This window comes from Streptomyces sp. NPDC001450 (genome assembly GCF_053597295.1).
The window spans coordinates 312,499-335,775 of the sequence record NZ_JBSFHY010000002.1 but is presented as its reverse complement, the minus strand read 5'-3'; the positions used below and the strand labels follow the sequence as shown (position 1 = coordinate 335,775).

Sequence of the window (23,277 nt, the reverse complement as noted above, 5' to 3'; positions counted from 1 at the left end):
CCGAGTTCGGCCGTGTGGCTGGGCCGCGCCAGCCGGTCGGCGGGGTACTTCCGGACACCTGGCAGATGGTGCGGCGGGAGGCTTTCGCTGACTCTGGAGCACATGAGGGTGGCCCTCGGGGCTGGGCGATGGAGGTGGCTCGGGGTCGCTCCACTGCCCTGTTCGCCCTGTCGGCCGGGTTTCCAGCGCAACTGATCAAGCATCCGTCGCGTGGTCCCGCACCATCCGGAGCCATGCCGGGTCAGAAGGAGGTCGGTCCTATGACGATCCACCTGACGTTTCTGTGTGTGCCCGGCGGTGACGCCACCCGGGATCCGTTCCTCGGCGACGCTCCCCTGAGTGAGCGCAGCCTGCGTATGGCAGGCGCCGCGGGCCCGGCTCTCCCTGCCCACGGGCTGGCCGTCCGGGCGCCCTCGGTTCGTTGCTCGCAGATCGCTGACGCCTTCGGCCTGGTGGCAGTGCCCGAACCTGCACTGCGCGATCTCGACCTCGGTAGGTGGTCCGGTCGCACCGTGGGCGACGTCGCCGCGACCGAACCCGACGGGTTCACCTCCTGGCTCACGGACCCGGATGCCGCGCCACACGGAGGTGAGTCCGTACGTCAGCTCTGCCGCCGAACAGCGGACTGGCTGAACAGCGTGGCGCCCGACACGGGCCGCGTAGTGGCCATCACCGAGGCAGCCGTAGTCCGGGCCGCGCTCGTTCATGCTCTCGCCGCACCGGCAAGGGCCTTCTGGCATCTCGCTGTGCCACCCCTGTCCACGGTCTCTCTCACCCGGCAAGGTGGCTGCTGGGACATCCGGCTCGCCTACATCGCCCCCCAAGAGGGCCAGCGATGGTTCCGCTCACGATCCAGCGGGGCTGGTACGTCCGCGACGGCCCACCTGGGCACCTGGAAGCGATCGGACCCCTTCCGGGAAACGATCTTCGCAGCTGCGAGTAGGCCCTGACCAGCTGATTTCCCTCGCCTCCCATGGTCAAGGGCCGGGGCGCACAGTGAGAGCCGCCCTGTGAGAGGCCTGCGACCGGCGGGGGCGGCGGGGGCGGCTCTCACATCAGAGGCAGAGTGCCGTCCGTTCGCCCCGGGTGGACGGGGGAGGCGGGGCGAGGGGCATCGGCTTCGATGCGGATACGCATGCCAGTCATCGTGCTCGCCCGACGGCAGGCTGGGGAGTGGCGAGCAGGCGGCCGAAGATGAACCGTCCCAGGACTTCGGCGCGCGCCTGGTCGATGGCCTTGCCGGTGTAGTCGGGGTGCGCCTGGGCCCAACTCCGGGCGGTGCAGCGGCTGGTGAAGAAGTTCAGAGCCTCGCAGGCGACATCGGTGATACGGCCTGATCATCGACGACAAGGAAGTCCTCGGCCGCCAGCTCGGCCACGACCTCGGCGGCGGTACGCCCAGCAGCGACGGGCACGGCGTCCAGGCCCTCGATCGAGGGAGCGCATCCGCTGTTCGCGCAGTACCCGGAGCACGGCTTGCTGCATGCTGCGCCGGCCGCCGGCCGCCGGGGCGAGACGTCCACGGCCCGCCGGGCGTCCGCGTCGATCGGCGGACAGCCTCAGTCGTCCGCGGCATCCATATCACCGAGTGCGCGACGCAGGTCAGCGATGCTCGGAGCCCCTTCGACGCGACCCTCCGGCCCACGGTAGAGGCGGCAGGACAGGGACGCGGGAGCTCCCGACACGGCGAAGGGGTCCACCCCGTCGATCAGCACGGTCGGTGATCCGGTCATCCCCAGCTGCGCAGCCTGCTCCGGATCTTCGACCTCGATCCGTTGCACCTCCGCGCCACGGCCGTCGAGCGCCTGGGTGAGCCGTTCGGCCACCACCGGCGCGTGGGGGCAGTCCGGCACGGTCAGCACGGTGATCCGCATGGCATCGTCCTCCCAGGTCACGCCTTTTGGACCGGCTGTGGACATTGAGCCTCCACCAACTTGAAGTCGCAGGTCAAAGGGCTGGTGTGACGGCGTGCCGGGGTACTCACGCTGGTCGTGGGCGGCAGTCTGCGGTGTAGATCGTCTGATTGGCGTGGTCGGCTCGTAGAGAAACGCGATGCAGCAGCGTCGGCGGTGGGTCCTCTCCACCCCTACTCGGCCTCCCGATCTCAGCCACGCGCGCGGAGTAGGTGGCCCCCCCGGGGGGCGCCGTGGCCTCGGACGACGGCATGAATGATTGGGGGCCGGATGAACTGGGCTTGTGTGGCCCTCAATGGCAAGCCTGTCGTCTGCGCGTCGACGCATCCGCGACGCATTCGCCGAGCAGTAGTGCAGTGACCGCCTCCGGGGCCTCATGCATAGCGTCGTGGCCGGTTGGGAGGTCGTGGACCTGCCACTCGGGATCGGCTTGGAGTCGGGTGCGGAGTTCAGCGAACGGCGTCCGGTCTTCCCATCCCGAGCAGTAGATGAACTCCCGACGGGGGACCTGGGCGAGCGTGCCTGCGAGCCGGATCGTTTGCAGGAACGAGGCGAGGGGATGGGGGCGGCGGCGGGGATCGCCACCGTCCGGCGGTCGGACGGCATAGCCGGTGGTCGCAGCGCCGGCAGCGAACGCTTCCCGGTAGCGCTCGGTCGTTGACGACCAGCACGACTCGCCATCGCGCGGTACGTAGGCGTCGAGATGCACCAGTCGTGAGATCCGGCCGTCAGCGCGATCGGCCGCGGCGGCGATCACCATCCCGCCGTAGCTGTGGCCGACCAGCGTCGCGCTGGTGATGTGGGCGCGATCGAGGAGCCGCAATACGTCGTCGGCGTGCGTGTCGAGGTTGGCGGTCGCGACCGTCGCGTTGTCGTCGTCTGGCCGCAGGCCGGTCAAGGTCAGGGCGTGAACGGCATGACCGGCACGCTCCAGCAGCGGAACCACCGCCTCAAACGACCAGGAGCCGTGCCAACCGCCAGGCACGAGGACGAACGTCGCCATGCGTTTCTCCTTCTGTCTCAAGCCGCGGCATCGAGGCACGCTGCCTCGATGACATGTGGTTCGGTCGGGCGCTCTGCGCGGCTGAAGGCCGCTCCGCATGGAGGTAGTGTCACCAGATCAAGGTGTGGCTTGTTACCGATAGGATGCCAACTGATGCCTGTTCGCGGCCAATCTCGCCGGATCGCCGGTGTGACGTCACATATGTGGCCGTCTGGCGGGCGCCACCTTTGGCCATCCGGCGGAACAAGCGCAGTGCAGTCGCACGCACGGGGACACCTGGTATACGCAGCCAGCGGCGTCTTGGCAGTTCACACCCAGCGCGGCACGTCGATCGTTCCCTCCAACCGGGTCGCCTGGACCCCCGCCGAGTTCACGCACTACCACCGCGCCCACGGCGACACCGATATGCGGATCGTCTTTCTCGCGCCACACCTCGCCCGGCTCATACCAGACCATCCCGCCGTGTTCCTGGCCTCCGACCTCGCCCGCGAGGTCCTGCTCGCCCTGACCGGCCCCCGCAACTACGACGACACCGCGCCTGACTACAGCCGCTCCGCGCGCGCTCGCCTCCTTCGCGTCCTCGTCGATGAACTCCGCGAAGCACACGAACAGCCACTGCACCTGCCGGAGCCACGGGACGACCGACTGCAAGCCATTGCCCGGATGCTGTACGAGACGCCGGCAGACAACGCCACGCTGGCCGAACTCGGAAGGACGATCGGAGCCAGCACCCGCACCCTCAGCCGACTGTTCCGCAACGAACTCGGCATGACCTTCTATGAGTGGCGCACGCAGCTACGCATCTACCACGCGCTCGTGCTCCTCGCCGACGGCCACGACACCATCCAAACCGCCCATGCCTGCGGATGGGCCAACCCCAGCAGCTTCATCGCAGCGTTCACCAACATCATCGGAACGACCCCGGGCCGCTACCGAACCAGTGTGATCGGTGCGGCGGCAGACGGACACGCCTGCCACTCAGGCGGAGGCCGGCCACCGCATCGAAGGCGGAAGTCAATTCCTACATAGGCGAGTTGGCCGACAGGCGCGTCGAGGAGGCGCCCCGCCGCCGTGGCAGCATGATCTGCTTCAGACCCGAGCGCCCAGGGAGGCATCTGCCATGTCCGACCTCGACAGCCAGGTTCCCTACTGGGATGCCGCGGCGGCCACGAAGACGTTCACTCACCCACTGCATCTGCCCTGGCTCGGCGGGATCGGCAAAGACGCCGCGGTCCTCGACTACGGATGCGGATACGGCCGCATCATGAAGGAGCTCGAACAGGCAGGTTTCGGCAACCTCACGGGTGTCGACGCCTCACCGGAAATGATCAGTCGGGCACGCCGCCTGCACCCCACTCTGCGCTTTGCCGCCCTGGATGAACCACCGACCTCGCCCTGCCCAGACGCAGACTTCGACGTCGTTCTGCTCTTTGCCGTGCTGACCTGTGTCCCCGGTGATGAGGCCCAACAACAACTGATCGCCGAATTGAACCGTGTCCTCAAGCCCGGCGGGATCCTCTACGTCAGCGACCTTCTGCTGCAAGACGACGAACGCAACCGCAACCGCTACAGCCGCCATGCCGATCACTACGGCCGCTACGGCGTGTTCGAAACCGGCGACGGTGCGGTCTGTCGCCATCACCCCCGCGAGTGGTTCTCCTCCCTGCTCGCCGGGTTCCAGCCCATCGACACCCGGACCATCACGGTGCCCACGATGAACGGTCACGAGGTAACCGGGATCCAGATCCTCGCCCGTAAGCCCCCCTCGGCATGCGCCTCTGGGGGGGAACTTCCTGTACCGCTCACCAGCGTCCACTCCCCCATGGCCGAACGGGCCGCCGAGCGGTGAACCTGCTGCCGCGTCGCATCGCCGGCGAGGACACCGAGTCCGAGGTCCTGGTGCCTCGTCTGCAGTGACCGGACGCCACAACGGCGTCCGCAGCCCGCGGACGGGATCAGGCTGCGACATTCCCGTGAGGGCCGGACGAGAAGGCCAGAATGTGCGGAACTGCCTCGCGCAGACTGACGAAGTGGCGATGCACGCCCTCCAAGGCGATGGCGGCGTTCACGCCCCACACCGTCATCCCGGCACGCAGTCCGGACCGCGCTCCGGACGGGGCATCCTCGATGACCAGGCAGTCTCCGGGCTCGGCACCGAGCTGCGCAGCGGCCTGCAGATACGGCTCGGGAGAGGGCTTGCCCTCCTCGACGGCGGCCGCGTCCACGATCACACCCGGCACCGGCAAGCCCGTCCGCAGGAATCGGCCGCGCACCCGGTGCTCGTAGTTCGAGGTCACCAGTGCCCAGGACCCCGGTGGCAGGCCGTGCAGCAGCTCCGACGCGCCGTCGAATGCCGTATAGACGCCGGACCGGACGTCCTCGTCCTCCAGATCGTGCAGCGCGGCAAGGCACTCGTGCGGATCTCGGTCCGCAGCGACCTGGGCGAACGTCTCCAACGGCCGCGTCCGCAGAGCCACCTGGTAGACCTCGTCCGCATCCAGCCCGTAGCGCTCCGCCCAGGCTGCCCAGACCCGGCGCTGGTTGCTCAGCGCGTCGATCAACGTGCCGTCGACATCGAACAAGACGTACTTCATGCGGCCGGGCGGCGCAGGTTCACTGATCACCCGTTGATCATGCCAGGCGCCGAACCGGCAACGAGCGGGACTGAGCGTGTCCAGGGTGGTGGGCTACGGTATGGGCAGAAGCGGTGGGGTGCGAGGTGCGGGCTCCGGTCCGCAGGATCGTCCTCGCCCGGCTGCACGCCGGGCAGGGCCCCTCCACCGGGCTGCGTGCCACCGCTCTCACCGGCGCGGTCGCCCCTCCAATACGCGAGTGCCCGGGGCGCAGCTCTCCCTCAGTTCGTCGAGTTCAGCGTCCGGCAGCTTGCGGGCGGATCCGCGTCGGCTGTGGTCGAGTAGTGCGGATGCGGTGAGCAGCCACTCTGGGAGGGGCACGACGCCGACGAACTCGGCCAGGCGGGTCAGCTCTTCGGCGGGATCGTCGAGGAGGTCCTCGTAGGCAAGTGTGGTGCCCTGGTCGGTGGGAAGGTGGCTGAGGAACTCCGTTCCTTCGGTGACGAGTTCGGACCACAGGGTGCAGAACGTCCGCAGGGGGATGTCCCGGTCGCGTACCAGGGCGGGATCGAAGCGCTCGTCGAGCAGCGGTGACAGGTCCGCGGGCAGCGCGCGCATGTGTTCGTCTTTCAGGTCGGCGAGGCTGCCGACGCCTGCTCGTGTCTTGATCTCGCGGAGCAGGGAGATCGTGCGGAATCCGGGATGACGGCTCATGGACAGGGCGCAGTCCGGTCCGTCTCTGAACATGTGCACGAACCTCGCGTCCGGGAACGTGGCCCGCAGCCCGGGTGCCCAGCCTGTCGAGTATCCGGAGCGCTCCACAACGGCGGTCCGTCCGAACCGCGCGCAAAGCAGGCCGAACAGGGCTCGGTGGTGCTCGGCTGCGGTGCCCCCGGGCCACTGGGCCACCGCTGCGTTGAGCTCGTCGAGGAGCCCGTCCGGATCGTCGGTGAGGTGAGGCAGCACCATCAGGGCGATCGCAGGAATGCCGGTGGTGTGTGCCGCGTACCGCCCGGGGCGGCGTGTGTAGAGGAATTCCGGCAGCGGCAGCCCGCTACGGATCATCCGGTCGAAGTGCGGGGCGGGCCGGAAGAGCGACTGCCAGAACTCTTCACCGGTCACCCTCCCTTCGGGGAAGGCGGCGTCGCCCACAGAGGCCATGAACTCGTTGAGGCTCAGTACGTCCGGGTGGCTGTTGAGGATGCGTGACAGCGCAGTCGAGCCGCTGCGCCCCGTACCAATGACGAAGGTCAAGGAATGCATGGTCAGCCTCCGTGGCTTCGCGACGCTCAGGACCAAGCCCCAGTTACCGCACGACTATCCCATGGGAAGAGGCGCGGGCTGTTACCGCTGGCTCCGGCGGCTGCGGCGCGGGGCGAGCAGGCGCGCGTGGCGGACGGGGAGCGTGGGCAGCATCGTGTTCGCCTGCAATGGGCCAGTGGCGCCGGAACAAGTGGCAGTTGCCCTGGGTGCGGCCACCCTGGCGGGTCCCACTCCGAGAACACCTTGCCCGGTCCGCGGTTAACCAGTCGTCCGGGGTGGGTCGGGCCTGGCAGGGTGACCTTCATGAGCTCCCAGCCCGCGCGCCCCGAACAGGTCCGCCACCACGACCACGGCACGTGGCTCGTCCGGTTCACCAGTCGGGTGCTCGTGGTCTGTCCGAGGTGCGGTGGCCGCGCGCTCGTCGTACCCCTGCCCGGTCTCACACCGCCGAAGTACTTCAGTGAACTGCTCTTCCAGCCCCGCCGTCTGAGCTGCGCCGGCTGCGGCGCGGTGGCGGACTGGACTGCCGAGCAGCGGGGCGCCGGCCTGGTCGGCGCTGTGGTCGGAGGCACCGAGGACCCGTTCTTCCGGCGGCCGCTCTGGCTTCAGACCCACTGCGCGGGACGGATCCTGTGGGCCTACAACGAGGAGCACGTCGACGCTCTCGCCGCCTATACGGCTGCCCGGCTGCGTGAGCGTCACGCCTCCCCCACGATGGCGATGTTCGCCCGGCTGCCTGTCTGGATGAAGTCCGCTCGCCACCGTGACCGGGTGCTCGCCGGCCTGTCCGCTCTCCGGGCCCTCGCCCAGCGCTCGGCGCCCGCCGACCGCTCCGACGCGGCTCACGAACGCGGCGACCGCCCGCGCCACCACAGCAGCATCCTCTTCCGCGGCGGCGCCTACTAGGGACCTCTTGGAACCGGGCCCTCCACCCGATGCGCGGGACCGGCCTCCGCCCCCGCCCCACCGAGTCCGGCGTCCGTACCCTGACCGGCTCCGCACTCGGCTCCTCCTGGGCAAACCGCATGGCCGCAGAGAGCGTGCGGATCATGTGACAGCCGGTGTCGGGGGGGCTTCACCAGGCTGGGTCGTGGGTGATCGGGTCGATGACGCAGCCCCCGTCGGACGGTTCCGCAGGCGAGGAGCGCGAGCTGTTCCTCTGGATTTCCTGGATCGCTCGTCCGAGCCGGGCCGTGCGCGGATCGTCGCTGTGCAGCAGATGGGTGACCAGTTCCGCGCGCGCGTTGCGTGCGGAGGACACCAGCTCTGCGACTGCGGGATCGGTTTCGTCCATGGCACCTCCGGGACTGATCGACCGGGTGAGTTTCGGCGCATCGGTGTGCCGGAGGCGCAAACCTCATCTCCTCTGGCCTTCGGCGGGGCGGTCCGGGCGGGCGGCTCCCGGGAGAAGGTAACACTATGTGTTGTTGATCACATACTCTGCGTCACCACCCAGGAGGAGTGATGGGCCACACCCCGTACGCCCGGTACACCACACATCACCGCACCGGCCGTCCTGCCGCCCCGCACCCGCCACCCGGCGCCGGCCGTGTGCTGGTCACCGATCTCGACGGAACTCTCCTGGGGGGCGACGACCGCGCACGCCGAAGGCTGCGTCACCTCCTGGGCCTGCACCCGTGCATCACCGTGGTCTTCGCCACCGGCCGCTCACTGCACTCCGTCCGCTCGATGCTGCAGAGCGATCCGCTCGTGCCGGCGCCACGGTGGATCGTTGCCGATGTCGGGGCCAGCGTCATCGACGCCGCCGACCTGAGCCATGTCGACGCTCTGGAGGCTCGGCTGCGCGCCGGATGGCCCGGCGCGGACCGGGTGTTGTCCGCGTTGGGGAAATTTGCCGGACTGGTCCATCAGGACGGAGTCGTCCAGGAGGGACGATGCTCGTTCTACCTGGCGCCTGAGCACCTGACCGCAGACCTCGAGGCGGCGGTGGCCGGGCTGGGCTGCTCGTGGACGTACTCCGCAGGACGCTACTTCGATGTCCTGCCCGCGAACGCGGGCAAAGGAGCAGCTGTGCGGGAACTCGCCCACATGCTCGGCTGGTCCGTCTCCGCCCTGCTCGTTGCGGGCGACTCTCTGAATGACCTCTCGATGTTCGACCTCGGTGCACACGGCGTGATCATGGGGAACGCCGAACCCGGCCTGGCCACCCGCGTGCCACTCGACGCACGCGTGCAGCGCCCGGCACTCAACGGTGCGGCGGCCATCCTGTCGGCCATGGAACACCTCGGCTGGATCGACCGACCCTCGCGGGTGGTGGTCGGCTACCACCGCCCGCCCCTGCAATGGAGCGATGGCAGATGGCAGACCCCGGCCAGCCCCAACGGCATCCTTCCCACGCTCACCTCCGCCCTGGACCCCCGCTCCTGCGACCAGGACGCCGTGTGGGCGGCCGCCCTCGTCACCGACCAGGACACCGCCCCGGCCCCCAGCACGAACGCCCCCTGCACACACTGCGTATGTCCGGCACCGCCCACCCCGCTCCCACTGGCTCTGCTTCCCTTGAGGTCGGACACCTGGGCGGGCTACTTCCACGGCGCGTGCAAGGAGACACTGTGGCCGGCTCTGGTGTCCAAACCCCAGCTGATCCGGCACGATGCCGGTCACTGGGCTGACTTCGAGGAAGTCAACGCCGCCTTCACCGACCACATCGACGCCCACGCCGCCCACGGGGCAACCATCTGGCTGCACGACTACAACCTGTGGCTCGTGCCCGGCCTGCTCAAACCGCGCCGCCCCGACGTGAACATCGGCATCTTCCACCACACCCCGTTCCCCGCCCCGGACACCTTCCATCGACTGCCCACGGCCGATCAACTCCGAGCCTCGCTGGCGCACCTGGACTGGGCCGGCTTCCACACCGCCGCCTTTGCCGACAACTTCGAACGGCTGCTGGAGGACACCCCGTGCCCGCCACGTACCGGGGTGCATCCGTTGGGCATCGACCGGCAGGCGGTGGAAGCCCACGCCCGGACACGCTCAGCACGGTGTCCTCCGCGAAGCGGTGGGCAACTGGTCCTCTCCGTCGAGCGACTGGACTACGCGAAGGCGCCCGTGCTCAAGATTCGCGCCTTGGCGGCTCTGCTGGATCAGGCGCCGGCACTTCACGGTCACGTGCGCTTCCGGCTGATCTGCCCACCTCCCGAGCCGGGCATCCAGGCCTACGAGAGGACCCGGATCGAACTGGAGGAGGCGATCAGCAGCATCAACTCCCGCTGGGGGTCCCCTGCCTGGCAACCCGTTGAATACGTGCCCAGGTCCCTGCCCTTCCCGCACATCGTGGACAACTACCTTGCGGCAGATGTGTTCTGGGTGACGTCCCTGGCCGACGGAATGAACCTCACGGCACAGGAATATGTCGCATGCCTGGCAGCGGCCGGACGCAACGGCGTCCTCGTGCTGTCCCGACGCGCCGGCGCCGCCGAACACCTCGGCAGGGCCGCACTTCTCACCGACCCGGGCATACTGCAGAACCTGGTCGACACCCTGCACCAGGCCCTCACGATGAGCCCCGCGCAGCGTCGCCTCCATACCGCCCGCCTCGCCGCCTGTCTGACCACCCCCACTCCTGCCGGCTGGACGCGCACCATCCTGAAAGCGATTCCCGGCAACAGGTGACTGCTGCGTGCGGGGCATGACGTCTTCGAGCAGGCCGCTCGTCCTGCTGACCCGCACGGCGTCCGGTTCCCACCACATCCCCAACCGAAACAGATCCAGGCGGAGATCAGCCGATCACCCCTCCCACCACGACTCCCTGCCCTCCTCGGCGACGAACTCGTGGAAGTCCATGTTGCTGATCTCCAGGTTGCAGGCCATCGATCCGACCATGCGGCATGGCAGCACGGCGGTCTGCCCCGGGGTGTCGTACAGATCGACGACGGTCAGCGGTCGGCCGCGCTCGGCAAAGGTCCTGGCGTCGGCGAGCGCGACAAGCGTCGTGTGCTCCTCGGGCGGGATCAGCGCCGGGACCTGGCCCGGCAGGAGGCCCTCGAAGGCCCGGTCGTCGACGACCAGTGCCCCCAGCGGGTAGTGCTCCACGTCGATCTCGTCCGGGTCCAGGTCCACGCCGACCCAGCCGTCCTCGTCGGCCCCGCCCAACTCGTCGAGCAGGGCGCGCCAGCCGTCCTCGTCGTCGAAGGAGGTTCGGACCAGCAGAGCCGCGGCGGTGGAGGGCAGAGCCGGGAAGGACCGGCGTGGCGGCGTCGTCGGCGCGGGAAAGGCCGGCCGGCCACCGTCACCCTGGTACATGCCGTACTTGTCCATGTCGCGCACCAGGTCGTCGAAGGCGAGCGCGCCGCCCAGCAGAGCGGCCAGGATGTCGCCGAGCCGGGCCGACGGTGCCCGGACGCCGCGCCCCGGTATCGCTGCCAGGTCCACCAGCAACGGCCCATCCCCGCCGTACACCACAGGGACGTCCGCCAGGACGACGACCGGCGGTACGAGGCAGCCGTTCGGGACAAGCGCCGGTACGTTACCGCCGTGCAGGTGGTCCCATCCGCGGTCCTCGACCAGGTGGAGCCGCACCCCGCTGCCCCCGAGCACGACCACGTCGCCTTCTCTGCGGCCCCCGATCTCGTTGAGCAATCCGCCCCACAGGGCCTTGCCGTCCTCGTAGCACGTGCAGACCAGCAGCGCTTCACCAGGCGCGGGCTGGGGAAGCCCGGGAAAGGACATGGCTCTCCTTCGAAGGACCGGCGGGGACCAGGACACTAGCCCACCAGTCCCGGGCTGGAGCACTTCATTTGGCGGACAGTGCCAACTCAAGCGAGTGCTCTGCCTGGCCGGCTGAGTGTTCCAAACGGCCCCCGGAGGGCCTGCCTCCAAGCTTTGATCACTCCGCTGACACGAGTGGTGGCATGCGGCAGGATGCGGACGCATGAGCCTCTCCTCTCGTTCCGCCATGTCGGGCCAGGCCTGGTCGGTGGCCGCGTCCGATCCGTGCGGTCCGCTGTACGCCGTGCGGGACACGGATCTTCGGGACAACCCTGTTCTGGGCTGACAGCGCCCGGCGTGGCGGAGCAGCAGATGGGCGGCGCCCCAAGGCAAGTGGGTCCCGACGATCGAAGAGTTGACCTCTGAACAGGCGCCACAGGTCGCTTGGCAGATCTCGCATCCGGCGGTGGGCGGCTCAATTCCCCGGCCTGTCGAGGAGTACTGACGGGCTCACCCGGTGACAGGCACGTGTCCATCCAGGGCCTGTCGCGGCGACTCGGTGATGAGTGGTCGAGCCCTCAGTAGCCACCCAGGATCTACCCCCGTGATCGCTGATCTGCAGTGCGTGGTGCTGGACTGCTCCGACCCTGGTGAGCTCGTTGAGTTCTACCAGTAAATCCTTGGCGGCACGGTCAACCAGCCGGATCGGCGATGGGCGCTCAGCGAGGACTGGTTCACGCTGCACACGGGGTCCGGCCTCATCCTGGCCTTCCAACGGGTGGCGGAGTACCAGCCGCCGTTGTGGCCGGACCCGAGTCGGCCACAACAGTTCCACCTGGATTTCGGTGTCGCCGACCTGGACCGCGCTCAAGAACAGGTGTTGGCCCAGGGCGCCACGGTGCTGGATGACGGTGCAGACGGACGGAGTTGACTCCCTTTCTGGCCGCTGCTGTTCAACAACGTCACCCTGCGCCTGCTGGGCGGCGACGGCTTTCCCGCCGGGGCCGAGCGGCAGGCCGCCCGCGACCTCACTGCTGCGGCCGCCGTCGGCGCCCTCACCACCGAAGTCTCTTACCGCTACCGCCTGGAGAATCACCGAGGCTCACGAGCGGGTCGACGCCGGTGTGCGTGGCCGCGTGCTCATCGGCGTCCCTGACTGACTGGGGCCGGTGGCGGCTTCGAGGTCGGCCGACTGTGTGACCGCGGAGGGCCTTCGCGCGGCATCTTCCGGTCGGGAACCTTCCGTGACCGAGGTTCGTCTACAGTTACGTAGACCGTCTACTCTTCTGTAGTCATCCGCTGTCATCTGTGTGCTCACGCCAGCCGGGCCACTCGGAAAGGGCTCGTCCCGCATGACCTCTTCGTTGCACCCGGCCGCGCACCAACTGGCAGCAGTCGGTCGCCCGGGCGCCGTGGCTCACCGCCAGGCAGCCCGGTGCTCGGGAGCCACGACCCCGCGGCTGCCCGAGTCCGTCATCGCAAGTACGAGCTTGGCCGGAGGGCCGACGGAGGATCATGCGACCCAAGATCCTGGTTGTTGAGGACGATCACGCCCTGCGGGACGTGCTACGGCGAGGCCTGCAGGAAGAGGAGTTCGAGCCGGTGCTCGCCGCCGACGGCGCCACCGCCCTGCGGTTGGCGACCGCCGACATCGCGGCGGCCGTACTGGATGTCGGTCTGCCCGACTCGGACGGGCGGGACGTGTGCCAGGCGATGCGTGCCAACGGGTTCCTCGCTCCCGTGATCTTCCTGACCGCCCGGCACCAGCTCGCCGACCGCCTGTCCGGCTTCTCCGCCGGGGGCGACGACTACCTGTCCAAGCCCTTCCATCTCGCCGAACTCGCCGCCAGGCTGCGTGCCGGGGTCAGGCGGGCCGCCCCACGCTCCTGCGCCGCCACCGGTGATCTGGTCCTGGACGCGGTGGATCTCAGTGCGTTCGTGCACGGTACGCGCGTCGGCCTCTCCCCGACGGAGTTCCGGCTGCTGGCCACGCTCGTTGCCGCGGACGGGAGCCTCGTGCGCCGCCGCGACCTGGTGCGGGCCGGCTGGCCCGAAGGCGCGCAAGTCAGCGACAACACCCTGGACCAGTACCTGAGCCGGTTGCGTCGCAAGCTGCGCGAGGCGAGCAGCCGACTGACGATCGACACGGCGCGCGGGGTCGGACACCGCCTGTCATGAACCGTGTCCTCCGCTGCTTTCGTCGCCTGGTTCCCCATACCCTGCGAGGTCGGCTGTCCCTCGTCGCGCTGGCCACGGCCGCCCTGTTGATGACGGTCCTGACCGTGGCGTTCAACGCCGTGATGGACGAGCACCTGCAACACCAGGCGGACGACGAACTGCGCAGCAGAGCGGCCGCGGTGACCACGACGGTGGACACCAGCGGTCCCCGGGTGCGCATCCTGGAAACCGTCAACGACCATCTCCTCGACGCGAACGTGTGGATCTACGCCGGCACTCGTCTGCTGGAAAAGCCGCCGACTGCCACCGCCGGGAGCCCGCTGACCCGGGCCGCCGGCCGGCTGGCCGCACAGCCGAAACACGTGTGCGCGACGGTCGACGGTCACCGGCCCGTCCGGATGTGCTCCCAGCCGACCCACGGCCGCAACGCCGTGGCCTCTGTCGTCACCGCTCTGGACCTGGCTCCGTATCGAAGTTCCGCCGAGACCCTGCTGCTGGGGTCGCTCGTCCTGGACGCTGTGATGCTCGGCTTCACGTACGTGCTCACGCGCCTGTCCGTCGGCCGGGCGCTGCGACCGGTACGGACGATGACCGACCAGGCCACGCAGTGGAGCGCCGTGGGCTCCGACGACCGCTTCAGCACGGACGATCACCCGGCCGAACTCGCCCGTCTGGGTGGCTCATTGGACGCGCTTCTTGATCGCATACGCACCGTACTGCGCCACGAACAGCAGCTGACGGGAGAGCTGTCCCACGAACTGCGCACGCCGCTCACCCGCATCATCATGGAACTCGACTGGTGGCGGACCCGCCCGCGCACGGACGCCCAGACCCGCGCCACCCATGAGGTGATCGCCGAGGCCGCGCAGTCCATGCGCACGATCTGCGACACGCTCCTCGACGACGCCCGCGAGAACGCGCTGAACCTGGCGACAGCCCCCGCGACGGCGGACGTCGGGCCCGTCCTGGACCGCCTGCTCCAGCAGGTCGGCCCACCGGATCGGCTCAAAGCCACGGTGGAAACAGGCACCCAGGTGCTGGAGGCGGCGGTCGCACCCGCTCTCCTCGAACGCATCCTCAGCCCTCTGATCGCCAACGCCGTCCGCTACGCCCGCTCCAGCGTGATCGTCTCCGCGCGGCACCTGCCCGGTTCCGTGCGGATCGAAGTCGTGGACGACGGCCCCGGTGTGCCTGAGACGTTCGTGGACGAGCTGTTCCAGCCGGGCCGACGCGCCGACACCGGCGACGGGCACGACGGCGCGGGCCTCGGGCTGCCGCTCGCGCGACGCCTGGCCCGCGCCGTCGGTGGTGAGGTCTCCCACGACCCCGGGCACACGCCCGGTGCCAGATTCACGGTCAGTCTCCCTGCGGGGTGACCGGCTCCCGAGCAACCCAGCTTGAGAGTCCGCGCGAAGAGGTCGCCCGCCGTCTCACCCAAGGTCGTCGCGGCGATCTTCGTGATCCAGAAGGCCGGCGTGACTTCAGGCAGATTCTTCATCACCGGCTTGGTCGTACCCGACGTGCTCGCCACGCCGAGGTCGGTGAGGACCTAGGTCTTCTCCAACTGAGCTTCTCGATCCTGAACGCATCCCGAACACGGACAGGCCCAGGCCGCCGTCTCCGGTCGGCTGGGAGAGGTGGTCGCCGATCGAAGCGCCCGAGCGGCCGGGTGAGGATGTACGCGATCCAGAGGACTCCGAACCGCATCGAGACCGAGCGCGCGGTGCGCGACGGCAACTGCGGCGATGGCCGGGGAAGCGTGCGGGCGCTGGAAGGAACTGAGGACGCCCACCGTGACCGCTGGTCCGAAAGTCTGGTGTGCGACGTGATCTAGGTTGCGCCTCTGAGCACGAAGACGAGGACCGATCCGATGATCTGAAAGAAACGGCCTGGCCCCTGTGCGGGCGCTGGCGCAGGGTTGCGCAGCAGGTCCACAGACACCCGATCAGCGTTTCCGCGGGTGAACGCGATCATGGACTGCCAGGGCGACGTCTGCGGGCGAGGCACGAGGCGGGGGCGACCGTAGCGGCCGCCGGACGACGTCGCCCGGCGGCCACCAACAGCACGCCACCCTGTCGTCATCGTCTGGGCCGTGCCCACCGCCTCAGCCGCGCGCCGCCACGTACAGGGTCTGGGTACTGCGGCCGAGCGGGCCCTTCTCGTCGTGCAGGGCGGACTCGGCGAGGCCGATGCCCGCGCCGTCCACCATCGTCCGGGCGTCCAGGCAGACCCACTCACCCTCGGGGTGGCGGTGCAGGCTGACGGTGAGGTCGGCGTTGATGAAGACGTAACGGTGGAAGTCCAGCTCGGCGCTGACTCCGTTGCCCGAGTCGGCTGCCGTCAGCACCCGGCTGAGCGGTGTGATCTCCTCACCCGCGACCAGGGGGACCCGCATGCGCATCCACGCCGTCGCCGGGCCGGACTCGAGGAACGAACCGGCGGCGAAGCGCAGTTCCATGGCGGTGTGGTAGCCCTGGTCCCACGGGACGGGGAAGAACGCCTTCGAGGGCGCGGCCTCGGGCCCGGGCACCTGCCGCCCCGGCGACACCTCCGGTACCGAGTCCGGTGCCGTCTTCATCAGCAAGGCCGTCGCCCGCATCACTTCCTCGCCACCGTCGGGTGTCAGACCGACCTCCACGAGCTCGACGCTGCGCCCGGCACGCAGCACGCGCGTGGCCACGGTCAGCGGGCGTATCGGGACAGGCCGCATGATCTCGTACGTGAGCCGGGCGACCCGCATGTCCGGCCGGCCATCCGGTCGTTGCTCGACGGCCAGACCGAGCAGCCCGGCAGGCGGACCGGCGTGCTGGGAATCGACGTCCCAGGGCCCCCGGGTGTACGCGGTGGGGAGGAACCGGTCGTGGGCCTCCCGCTCGTAGAAGGCCTCGGCTTGCGACGTCGGCATGGCTGTCCCTTCAGATCGCGCGTTCTACCCGTCGCCATACTACTAAGCGCTTGCTCATAAGCGACGGTGACCGTCATCGACCGGGCGCTTTCGCGTGTTCGGGTTCTGCTCCCCGCTGCAGGCTGCGCCGGCCGTCGCACAAGTCGCAACATCTTGCGGCTGCGGTGGGACCCCGGGGACCTGCGAAAGGCGTTCGAGATGCGGCCGGAGCAGCACGGACAAGCTCAGTGCACCCGCCGTTCGACGGCCGGAATGCAGTCGTACACGGTGTTGACCCAGTCGTTGAGCCTCCCGAAGACCATGGCGCACAGTCCCACTGCGCTCGGTCGGATTCGTCAACCACCGCCCACGGGTCATGCCCTCGGAGTGGGAGTGGTTATGCCTGGGCGAGGTGATCCAGGAACTGGCCGACCAGGTGCAGGCCGGTGCGCAGGGTCTGGGTGTCGTCGGCGAAGCCGACGCGCACGGTGTGTTCGATACCGAACGCGGCGCCGGGGGTGAACATGACGCCGGTCTGCTCCAGCAGGCGGGTGCAGAAGTCGTAGGAGCCGATCAGGGCGTCGTAGCGCAGGAGTGCGGTGGTGCCCGAGGCGGGCCGGACGTAGGTCATGTCGTCGCGGCTGGAGATCCACTCGTCCAGGATGGCCAGGTTGGTTCGGGTGATGTGGTGGGAGCGGGCCAGGATCGCGTCCTTGTTCTCCAGGGCCACGCAGGCCAGCAGGTCGTCGATGCGTCCGACGCTGATAGTGGTGTAGTCCCGGTGTGTGGCGACGTCGGCCAGCAGTCCGGTGGGGCCGACGATCCAGCCCAGGCGCAGGCCGGCCAGGGAGAACGGCTTGGACATGCTGCCGGTGGAGATGGCGCGCTCGTACAGGTCGGCGATCGAGCTGGTGAATCCGTCGCCGGCCTGGTCCACGCCCCGGTAGACCTCGTCGCACAGCACCCACGCCCCGGCTCGGTCGGCGATCTCGGCGATGCGGGTCAGGCCGGCCTCGTCGATGAGGGCGCCGGTGGGGTTGTTGGGGTTGTTGACGGCGATGAGCTTGGTGTCGGAGGTGACCAGGCGGTCGAGTTCGTCGAGATCGGGCAGCCATCCGTTCTCCTCGCGCAGCGGCAGGTGGTCGACGCGGGCGCCGTAACTGTCCGGGATGGAGTGGTGCTGCTGGTAGGTGGGGACCACGGCCACGACGTGGTCGCCCGGCTCGACGAGGGTGGCGTGCACAAGGGCGTTGGCGCCGATCGCCCCGTGGGTGATCAGGACGTTGTCCGGGCCCTGGGCCGTGTACAGGCCGGCGACCAGGCCGCGCAGGCGCGGGCTGCCCGGGATCGGCCCGTAGGTGAGTGGGGTGGTGTCCAGCTCGGCCAGTACGTCTTCGCGTCGGCCGGACAGTGCCAGCAGCTCGCCGGTGGTGAGCGAACGAACGCAGGTCTCGGCCAGGTTGTACCGGCAGGTCTCCTCGTGGTCGTTCATCCAGCGCTCGACCTCGAACTCGCGGATCTTCATCAGGGCCGTCCCTCGGTGGTCTCGTCGTCGTACTCGCATGCGGCCCAGGCAACGGCCGCGTCCTCGATGCCCAGTCCCACGGACCGGAAGTACACCGGGCGCTGTCCGCTGGGGCGTTGGGCCCTGTCCGCGACCAGGTCGGCCAGGTCGCCGCGTACCGTGGACGGGTTCCAGCCGGACGCGGCGGCCTGCACCAGCTCGGTGGCGACGTCGAGGGTGGTGCGCGCGTCCACGTACACCTCGAGCTCCGATACCGCCGCGGGCGGGATCTCGCGCGCTCCGGGAGCGTTGGCCGAGATCGAGGTGACGACGACGCCCGCGTCCAGGGTCCGGGGGTCCACCACGTCGTCGGCTGCCGAGGTGCACAGCATCACCAGGTCCGCGCCCGCCAGAGCCTCCCGGACGCTGGAGACGGCCTCGACGCCGTCGCCCACGCGCTCGGGCCGCGGCGGTGGGTACACGCGAACGGTCATGCCGGGCCGGAGCTGGCGCAGGTAGCGGGCGTGCGCGCGGCCGATGCGGCCGTACCCGATGACGGCCGCGGTGCGGGCGCCCGGTGGAAGCAGGTGGTCGGCGGCGAGCACGGTCGTGGCCGCGGTGCGCTCCACGGTCAGATCCGAGGCGTCGAGCAGTGCGACCGGCAGCCCGGAGGACAGGCTCACCAGCATCGTCCAGGCGGTGACCACGGCGGGGCCGGCCGCCTGCGGCAGGTACGGGGAGACCTTGACCGCGTAGACCCCGGCGCCGGGCAACACGGCCGGGTAGTGGATGACGTCACCGCCGTCGGGCAGGTCGACGACGAACTGGCCGGGGCCGGTCACCTCGCTGTGGGAAGGATCCCCGAATGCCTCGCGCAGCGCGGCCAGCACGGCCTGCTCGGAGACATGGGGAGTGGTGATCACTCGCATGATGAGCAATATATTGCCCATTCGACGATCCAGGCAAGTTTTTTGTGCACTATAGTGCTCACCATGAGCAGTGAGGTCGCCGCCGGCAGCAACGCCACGCAGGAGTTCGCCGCACGCATCGGCGGGCGCATCCGGGCGCTGCGCAAGCAGCGTGGCTGGAGCGTGCAGCAACTGGCCGAGGCCGGCGGGCTCAGCCGGAGGATGCTCACCGATATCGAGCTGGGTCAGGCCAATCCGAGCCTCGCCACCGTCGACCGCGTCGCACGCGCCCTGGACACCGACTTCGCCGCCCTGACCCTGCCCGAGCGTGACGCGGCGGACGAGCAGGTCGAGGGAACGCTCGTCTGGCAGGACGCCGACGGCAGCCAGGCGCTGCTCCTCGCGGCGACACAGGACCCGCGGGCCGAACTGTGGCGCTGGACGCTGGCTCCCGGGGGCCACTACGACACCGAACCCGACCGACCCGGTGCGCAGGAGATCCACCACGTCCTGGCCGGCCGCCTGACCCTGACGCTGGAGACCGGACCCCACGTGCTGGCGCCCGGGCAGAGTGCCGTCATCGCCAGCGACCAGGAATACGCCTACCGCAATGACGGCACCGAACCGGTCGTCTTCATGCGGGTCGTCACCGGCGCCTGATCCCTCGGCAGCACGAGACCACATACGCGCGGCACCCCGGATGCCGGCCGCCGCCGTAATAGAACGACGAGATCCTGCGGGACTGCCGACGGCGCGGTGCCGGCCTGCGTCATGCCGTCCAGGCCGTCGCCGGCAAACGCAACCTCGCCGCCCGCGCAAGGCCAGACACGCCAACAGCCCAGCTCAGGACGCTTACTGACGGTCCTGACGCAACACGCTTCAGGACTCCGGGGTGGCCGTCGCCATCAGCGTGTCGAGCACCGAGTCCACGTAGCGCCTGCCCTCCTCACCGGCCGGAAGCGTCTCCGGTACCGCGTGCGTCAGCTGGGTGTGGCCGAGGTAGCCGGTGTACGCCAGCAGCGCGCGGCGGTGTGCCTCGTCCGGAGGGAAGCCCAATTCGGCGAAGAGCTCCGCCAGGTAGCCGACCCGACGCTCCGTCACCCGGCGCAGTACGGCGGCGACTCGCGGGTGTCCGGCCGAGGCCGGCAGTGAGACCTCCAGCGGGTCTTCGGCGGCGAGTTCGGACGCCTCCACGAAGAGCCTGCGCAGCCGCACGGCCGGATCCGGCTCGGACCGCAGCCCGGCGATGACGCTCTCGGTGGACTTCTGTTCCCAGCGGTCGAGCGCGGCCTCGATCAGCGCCTCACGGTTGGCGAAGTGCCAGTAGAAACTGCCCTTGGTGGTGCCGAGGCGAGCGGCGAGCGGCTCGATGGCGACCGCCGCAAGACCGCCTTCGCCCATGGCCGAAAGAGCCGCGTCCGCCCAGTCCTGCGTGGTCAGTCGCTTCCGCCCGCCCCCGCGGGGCCCCTCCGCATGTCGCTGCACCATGTCCATACGCTACCGTATGGTCGACAACATACGGCAGCGTATGGAGGCGCGTTATGCGCAGGTTCCGCACGATCCGCAATGTCCATGAGCGCACCATCGAGGCACTCGCCCAGACCGTCGGGACCCTCCTCGGCCGGCTTTCCTCGCCCAACGACCCGGTCTGGCCCGCGCCGGCCTGGCCCCCGATGCGCTTCGACCGCCCCCTGGGTGTCGGCGCGGACGGCGGCCACGGCTTCGTCCGCTACCGCGTCTGCGCGTACGAGCCCGGCCGCCGCGCCCGCTTCGACTTCAACCCGCCCATGAGCGGCCACCATGAGTTCGTCATCGAGCCGATGGGGCAGGACCGCTGCCGCGTGCGGCACACCCTGGAGCTGCAACGCCGTGGCCCGATGCTGCTGGGTTGGGCCCTGGCGGTGCGCTGGATGCACGACACGGTGATCGAGGAACTCTTCGACAACATCGAGCGGGCCGCCACCGGGTCGGTGCCCAACCGCGTCCGCTGGTCTCCGTGGGTCCGGCTGCTCCACCGACTGATGTGGGACAGGGCAACCGCCGGCCCGCTCCCGGCCGACGCCCGCCTGGTTCGTGCCGCCTTCGAGCAGACCGACTACAGCGACGCTTGGCGCGTCAGGATGCGTCCGGGCATGCCGCGGGACCCCGAGTCCTGGCGGGGCGTCCTGCGCGGAGCCTCGTTCCCGGTGGTGGGCCGCGAGGGCGGCGAAGTGCTACTGGGCGAGGACGCCGGCCACCTCGACTTCCGCGCCTCGATCCACGTCGACGACCATCAGGTCACGCTCAGTACGGTCGTGAGGATCCACAACTGGCGTGGCAGGCTGTACTGGGCCGTGGTCAAACGCGTCCATCCCTTCATGGCCCGCATGATGCTCCGCCGCATCCACCGCCGACTCGCCCTGACGGCTCCCAACGCCGCCGAACGCGCGCTCAGGGACGCTTCTCCCGTGCCGCAAGGGAGTTGAGCCCGGATCGACATCCTTCTCCCCCACGGAGGTGGTCGGGCGACCGGGTCGGTGCGGTCGTATCGGAGCACGTCCGGCAGGACGGTGCGCAGCTTCTTCCCGGCCTCCTCCGCGCTGCAGCCGCCGGTGCGGCCGAGTACGGCACTGCACGGCTCCAGGTCCACTGGAAGTTGTCGACGATGCCGTCCAGGTCGGCGAAGCAGGGATCGCCGCGCAGGCCGGCGGAGAAGCGGTAGCCACCGCTCCCCACGGTGTTGGGCCTCGCACCGAAGGCGACCTCGGCATCGGGGATGACGGCCTCACCGTCGGGTGTGGTTCCGGGCCTCGGCGTCGACCGCCTGGTGGACGGTGACCCTCTGGCGGCCGTCCGAGGGCGCCGAGAAGACGAAGCTGCAGGCCAGGTCCGCGATGTCGACTCCGTCGGTGTCGACGTTGATCCGGTACACGGCGTCCGGGTGGAACGCATCACCCTGGGCCGGCGCGAACGGGTTCACGTTCGTGATCAGGACGGTGCGCCCGCTCTCTGCGGCGGGGAAGACGAACCCATCTGTCAGGTCCGGGCGGCCGGCGTCCCCAACGCTCCGTCGGCGTCCGGATCGTGAAGCCCGTCAGCGAGACGCAATTCCCCTGTCCCGGTCGCGGTGCCGGTCTAAGTTGGCCGGCATGGGAGTGCCGGTACGGGGATATCGCTATGTCGGACCCAGCGATCTGAAGGGTCTTGTCCGGCCGGGCGGAGAGGGCGCGAGCATCCGCGCGGCAGCGGACTTCGCCCTGTGGGTGTCGGCCCGCAGCGCGGCGGAGTTGGCTGAGCCATTCACCTTCGTGGTCGATGCGAGGGCGTACTCAGGTTGGCGCCGCGCCGCAGTGAGCATGTGGTCTGCGCGGGCGGAGGAACAGTGCTGAGCGCTGGTGAGATGAGCTTCCGCGAGGAATCCGGGCGCTGGATGGTCGACGAGGTCAGCAACCAATCGACCGGATACTGCCCGGACGTCGGCTCGTGGTCGGCCGTCGCGGATGCCCTGGACCGAGCCGGGTTTGCTCACCCCGGCGGGTTCACCCACGGGGTAGTGTTCCGTCGCTGCGTGGCATGTCAGCAGGTCAACATCGTGCGTGAGGACGACTTCACCTGCGTCTTCTGCGATGAGAGCCTGCCGTTCGACTGGAACGTCGATCAGTGCGAGCCGGGGCGTGGCGCTGTCCGGTGCTGCGGCGTCTCGGGGTTCCGGCTCGGTCAGCGACCTAAGTGCAAGTGCGACGCCCGGAGATAGGAAGTCGCCGGACGGCCGTCCCGCAGGGCGCGCGTCGCCCCGTGGAGTGCTGGCGTCGCGGCACGGTCGGTGTCCCGCAGGTGGGCGCCGTCGCCCGTGCGGCCACGGCGAGGGGGGGTGTCGTAGTCGCTGAGTACGAGGAGGCTACGTGCGCGCTGGTGAGGAAGGAGGCGACGTCCTCGGCCTCTTCGAAGGCGTGCCCGAGGGCGTCGAATGGAGGTCGCTCGACTCGTTGAACTGCCGCAGCACGGCTGCCGGCGATGCGCGCAGATGCTCGCGTTCGCCCACGGGGCCATCAGGGTGGTCCCAGGCCGTGTCGGGCGGCAGGCATGAGCCTCGTTGGCCATGCTGGGCCGGGTGTCCACCCCCTTCCCGGCGACAAGGAGCACGGTATGCCGACGGACCCGGTCGAACGATTCCTGGCGGCCCTGGACCCGCAGCACCGGGAGGCCGTCGGCGCCAAACCGCGAGCGGAGCAGGAGCAGCTCGCGGCGGCCTGGGAACGGGAACTGGAGTCGGACGACGAGCTCGACACCCTCGACGAACTCTCCCCGCCGGCGGCGGAAGCCGAGGCGGCCCGCCGCGTCCTGGAACGCGAAACCGACTGAGTCCGGTCGGGCGGTTCATCTGACTGTCTTCTCGCCCGGT

General features: G+C 69.5%; 24 protein-coding genes and 3 pseudogenes. 14 read left to right on the top strand and 13 right to left on the bottom strand.

All coding sequences use genetic code 11. The annotated features are described in order from the left end of the window. Positions 1-65: 65 nt before the first annotated feature. The gene (locus ACWC5O_RS03485) at positions 66-950 is read left to right on the top strand and encodes a histidine phosphatase family protein (protein ID WP_450780908.1); all 885 of its coding nucleotides are present in this window, start codon (positions 66-68) and stop codon (positions 948-950) included. A 192-nt stretch (positions 951-1,142) separates the two neighbouring features. On the opposite strand, the gene ACWC5O_RS03480 is transcribed toward ACWC5O_RS03485, so the two are convergent. From ACWC5O_RS03480 to ACWC5O_RS03470, 3 genes are all read right to left on the bottom strand, one after another. Further along, positions 1,143-1,304, bottom strand: coding sequence for a hypothetical protein (locus tag ACWC5O_RS03480; protein WP_450780906.1), 162 nt, complete (start codon positions 1,302-1,304; stop codon positions 1,143-1,145). Positions 1,305-1,558: 254 nt separating this feature from the next. After that, a complete protein-coding gene (locus tag ACWC5O_RS03475) occupies positions 1,559-1,873 on the bottom strand; it encodes a thioredoxin family protein (RefSeq protein WP_450581626.1) in 315 nt (104 codons plus the stop codon). A 331-nt stretch (positions 1,874-2,204) separates the two neighbouring features. Continuing rightward, positions 2,205-2,915, bottom strand: coding sequence for an alpha/beta fold hydrolase (locus ACWC5O_RS03470; protein ID WP_450581628.1), 711 nt, complete (start codon positions 2,913-2,915; stop codon positions 2,205-2,207). 300 nt (positions 2,916-3,215) lie between these two features. On the opposite strand from ACWC5O_RS03470, the gene ACWC5O_RS03465 reads away from it, so the two are divergent. Together ACWC5O_RS03465 and ACWC5O_RS03460 are read left to right on the top strand one after the other, a co-directional pair. Further along, positions 3,216-3,944 carry an AraC family transcriptional regulator gene (locus ACWC5O_RS03465; protein WP_450581630.1) on the top strand — a complete coding sequence of 243 codons (729 nt, stop codon included), beginning with the start codon at positions 3,216-3,218 and terminating at the stop codon, positions 3,942-3,944. Positions 3,945-4,035: 91 nt separating this feature from the next. Then, positions 4,036-4,764 carry a class I SAM-dependent methyltransferase gene (locus ACWC5O_RS03460; protein WP_450581632.1) on the top strand — a complete coding sequence of 243 codons (729 nt, stop codon included), beginning with the start codon at positions 4,036-4,038 and terminating at the stop codon, positions 4,762-4,764. A 106-nt stretch (positions 4,765-4,870) separates the two neighbouring features. Here the strand turns inward: ACWC5O_RS03460 and ACWC5O_RS03455 are convergent, their stop codons facing one another. Both ACWC5O_RS03455 and ACWC5O_RS03450 read right to left on the bottom strand, forming a co-directional pair. After that, positions 4,871-5,539: an HAD family hydrolase gene (locus ACWC5O_RS03455; RefSeq protein WP_450581634.1), complete on the bottom strand. Its 669-nt coding sequence runs from the start codon at positions 5,537-5,539 to the stop codon at positions 4,871-4,873. Positions 5,540-5,716: 177 nt separating this feature from the next. Then, the gene (locus ACWC5O_RS03450) at positions 5,717-6,751 is read right to left on the bottom strand and encodes a sulfotransferase family protein (protein ID WP_450581636.1); all 1,035 of its coding nucleotides are present in this window, start codon (positions 6,749-6,751) and stop codon (positions 5,717-5,719) included. Positions 6,752-7,054: 303 nt separating this feature from the next. Here ACWC5O_RS03450 and ACWC5O_RS03445 point away from each other — a divergent pair, with 303 nt between their 5' ends. Then, positions 7,055-7,657, top strand: a complete 603-nt coding sequence (locus ACWC5O_RS03445) for a hypothetical protein (RefSeq protein ID WP_450581638.1) — start codon at positions 7,055-7,057, stop codon at positions 7,655-7,657. 169 nt (positions 7,658-7,826) lie between these two features. Here the strand turns inward: ACWC5O_RS03445 and ACWC5O_RS03440 are convergent, their stop codons facing one another. Next, the gene (locus tag ACWC5O_RS03440; RefSeq protein WP_450581640.1) at positions 7,827-8,045 is read right to left on the bottom strand and encodes a hypothetical protein; all 219 of its coding nucleotides are present in this window, start codon (positions 8,043-8,045) and stop codon (positions 7,827-7,829) included. 170 nt (positions 8,046-8,215) lie between these two features. Between ACWC5O_RS03440 and ACWC5O_RS03435 the strand changes: the two genes are divergently transcribed. After that, positions 8,216-10,387, top strand: coding sequence for a trehalose-6-phosphate synthase (locus ACWC5O_RS03435; protein WP_450581642.1), 2,172 nt, complete (start codon positions 8,216-8,218; stop codon positions 10,385-10,387). 114 nt (positions 10,388-10,501) lie between these two features. Here ACWC5O_RS03435 and ACWC5O_RS03430 read toward each other — a convergent pair whose 3' ends face one another. Continuing rightward, positions 10,502-11,443 (bottom strand): DUF6924 domain-containing protein, encoded by a 942-nt coding sequence (locus ACWC5O_RS03430; protein WP_450581644.1) that lies wholly within the window; start codon positions 11,441-11,443, stop codon positions 10,502-10,504. 202 nt (positions 11,444-11,645) lie between these two features. Here ACWC5O_RS03430 and ACWC5O_RS03425 point away from each other — a divergent pair, with 202 nt between their 5' ends. The 4 genes and pseudogenes from ACWC5O_RS03425 to ACWC5O_RS03410 all read left to right on the top strand — a co-directional run bounded on the left by ACWC5O_RS03425 (position 11,646) and on the right by ACWC5O_RS03410 (position 14,976). Beyond that, positions 11,646-11,768 (top strand): hypothetical protein, encoded by a 123-nt coding sequence (locus ACWC5O_RS03425; protein WP_450581646.1) that lies wholly within the window; start codon positions 11,646-11,648, stop codon positions 11,766-11,768. A 258-nt stretch (positions 11,769-12,026) separates the two neighbouring features. Then, positions 12,027-12,353 (top strand): annotated as a pseudogene (locus ACWC5O_RS03420) (VOC family protein). 584 nt (positions 12,354-12,937) lie between these two features. Then, positions 12,938-13,600 carry a response regulator transcription factor gene (locus ACWC5O_RS03415; RefSeq protein WP_450581648.1) on the top strand — a complete coding sequence of 221 codons (663 nt, stop codon included), beginning with the start codon at positions 12,938-12,940 and terminating at the stop codon, positions 13,598-13,600. Beyond that, on the top strand, positions 13,597-14,976 hold the full coding sequence (locus tag ACWC5O_RS03410) for a sensor histidine kinase (protein WP_450581649.1): 1,380 nt from the start codon (positions 13,597-13,599) through the stop codon (positions 14,974-14,976). Before ACWC5O_RS03415 ends, ACWC5O_RS03410 begins: the two co-directional genes overlap by 4 nt. A 20-nt stretch (positions 14,977-14,996) precedes the next feature. Here the strand turns inward: ACWC5O_RS03410 and ACWC5O_RS03405 are convergent. Beyond that, positions 14,997-15,098 (bottom strand): annotated as a pseudogene (locus tag ACWC5O_RS03405) (hypothetical protein); the annotation flags it as partial. 177 nt (positions 15,099-15,275) lie between these two features. On the opposite strand from ACWC5O_RS03405, the gene ACWC5O_RS03400 reads away from it, so the two are divergent. Then, a complete protein-coding gene (locus ACWC5O_RS03400) occupies positions 15,276-15,434 on the top strand; it encodes a hypothetical protein (protein WP_450581651.1) in 159 nt (52 codons plus the stop codon). A 270-nt stretch (positions 15,435-15,704) separates the two neighbouring features. On the opposite strand, the gene ACWC5O_RS03395 is transcribed toward ACWC5O_RS03400, so the two are convergent. The 3 genes from ACWC5O_RS03395 to ACWC5O_RS03385 all read right to left on the bottom strand — a co-directional run bounded on the left by ACWC5O_RS03395 (position 15,705) and on the right by ACWC5O_RS03385 (position 18,917). After that, the gene (locus ACWC5O_RS03395; RefSeq protein ID WP_450581653.1) at positions 15,705-16,505 is read right to left on the bottom strand and encodes a thioesterase family protein; all 801 of its coding nucleotides are present in this window, start codon (positions 16,503-16,505) and stop codon (positions 15,705-15,707) included. Between the two features lie 376 nt (positions 16,506-16,881). Next, positions 16,882-18,009, bottom strand: coding sequence for an aminotransferase (locus ACWC5O_RS03390; RefSeq protein WP_450581655.1), 1,128 nt, complete (start codon positions 18,007-18,009; stop codon positions 16,882-16,884). Then, positions 18,009-18,917 carry an ornithine cyclodeaminase family protein gene (locus ACWC5O_RS03385; protein WP_450581657.1) on the bottom strand — a complete coding sequence of 303 codons (909 nt, stop codon included), beginning with the start codon at positions 18,915-18,917 and terminating at the stop codon, positions 18,009-18,011. Before ACWC5O_RS03385 ends, ACWC5O_RS03390 begins: the two co-directional genes overlap by 1 nt. A gap of 63 nt (positions 18,918-18,980) precedes the next feature. On the opposite strand from ACWC5O_RS03385, the gene ACWC5O_RS03380 reads away from it, so the two are divergent. Next, complete coding sequence (locus ACWC5O_RS03380; protein WP_450581658.1) at positions 18,981-19,556, top strand: helix-turn-helix domain-containing protein; 576 nt, start codon at positions 18,981-18,983, stop codon at positions 19,554-19,556. Between the two features lie 219 nt (positions 19,557-19,775). Here ACWC5O_RS03380 and ACWC5O_RS03375 read toward each other — a convergent pair whose 3' ends face one another. Further along, positions 19,776-20,390, bottom strand: a complete 615-nt coding sequence (locus tag ACWC5O_RS03375; RefSeq protein ID WP_450581660.1) for a TetR/AcrR family transcriptional regulator — start codon at positions 20,388-20,390, stop codon at positions 19,776-19,778. 47 nt (positions 20,391-20,437) lie between these two features. Here ACWC5O_RS03375 and ACWC5O_RS03370 point away from each other — a divergent pair, with 47 nt between their 5' ends. After that, the gene (locus ACWC5O_RS03370; RefSeq protein ID WP_450581662.1) at positions 20,438-21,361 is read left to right on the top strand and encodes a DUF2867 domain-containing protein; all 924 of its coding nucleotides are present in this window, start codon (positions 20,438-20,440) and stop codon (positions 21,359-21,361) included. 299 nt (positions 21,362-21,660) lie between these two features. Here the strand turns inward: ACWC5O_RS03370 and ACWC5O_RS03365 are convergent, their stop codons facing one another. Then, positions 21,661-21,915 (bottom strand): DUF4331 family protein, encoded by a 255-nt coding sequence (locus ACWC5O_RS03365; protein WP_450582216.1) that lies wholly within the window; start codon positions 21,913-21,915, stop codon positions 21,661-21,663. A gap of 109 nt (positions 21,916-22,024) precedes the next feature. On the opposite strand from ACWC5O_RS03365, the pseudogene ACWC5O_RS03360 reads away from it, so the two are divergent. Both ACWC5O_RS03360 and ACWC5O_RS03355 read left to right on the top strand, forming a co-directional pair. Then, positions 22,025-22,533, top strand: a pseudogene (locus ACWC5O_RS03360) (hypothetical protein); the annotation flags it as partial. A gap of 488 nt (positions 22,534-23,021) precedes the next feature. After that, complete coding sequence (locus tag ACWC5O_RS03355) at positions 23,022-23,237, top strand: hypothetical protein (RefSeq protein ID WP_450581664.1); 216 nt, start codon at positions 23,022-23,024, stop codon at positions 23,235-23,237. Positions 23,238-23,277 lie beyond the last annotated feature (40 nt).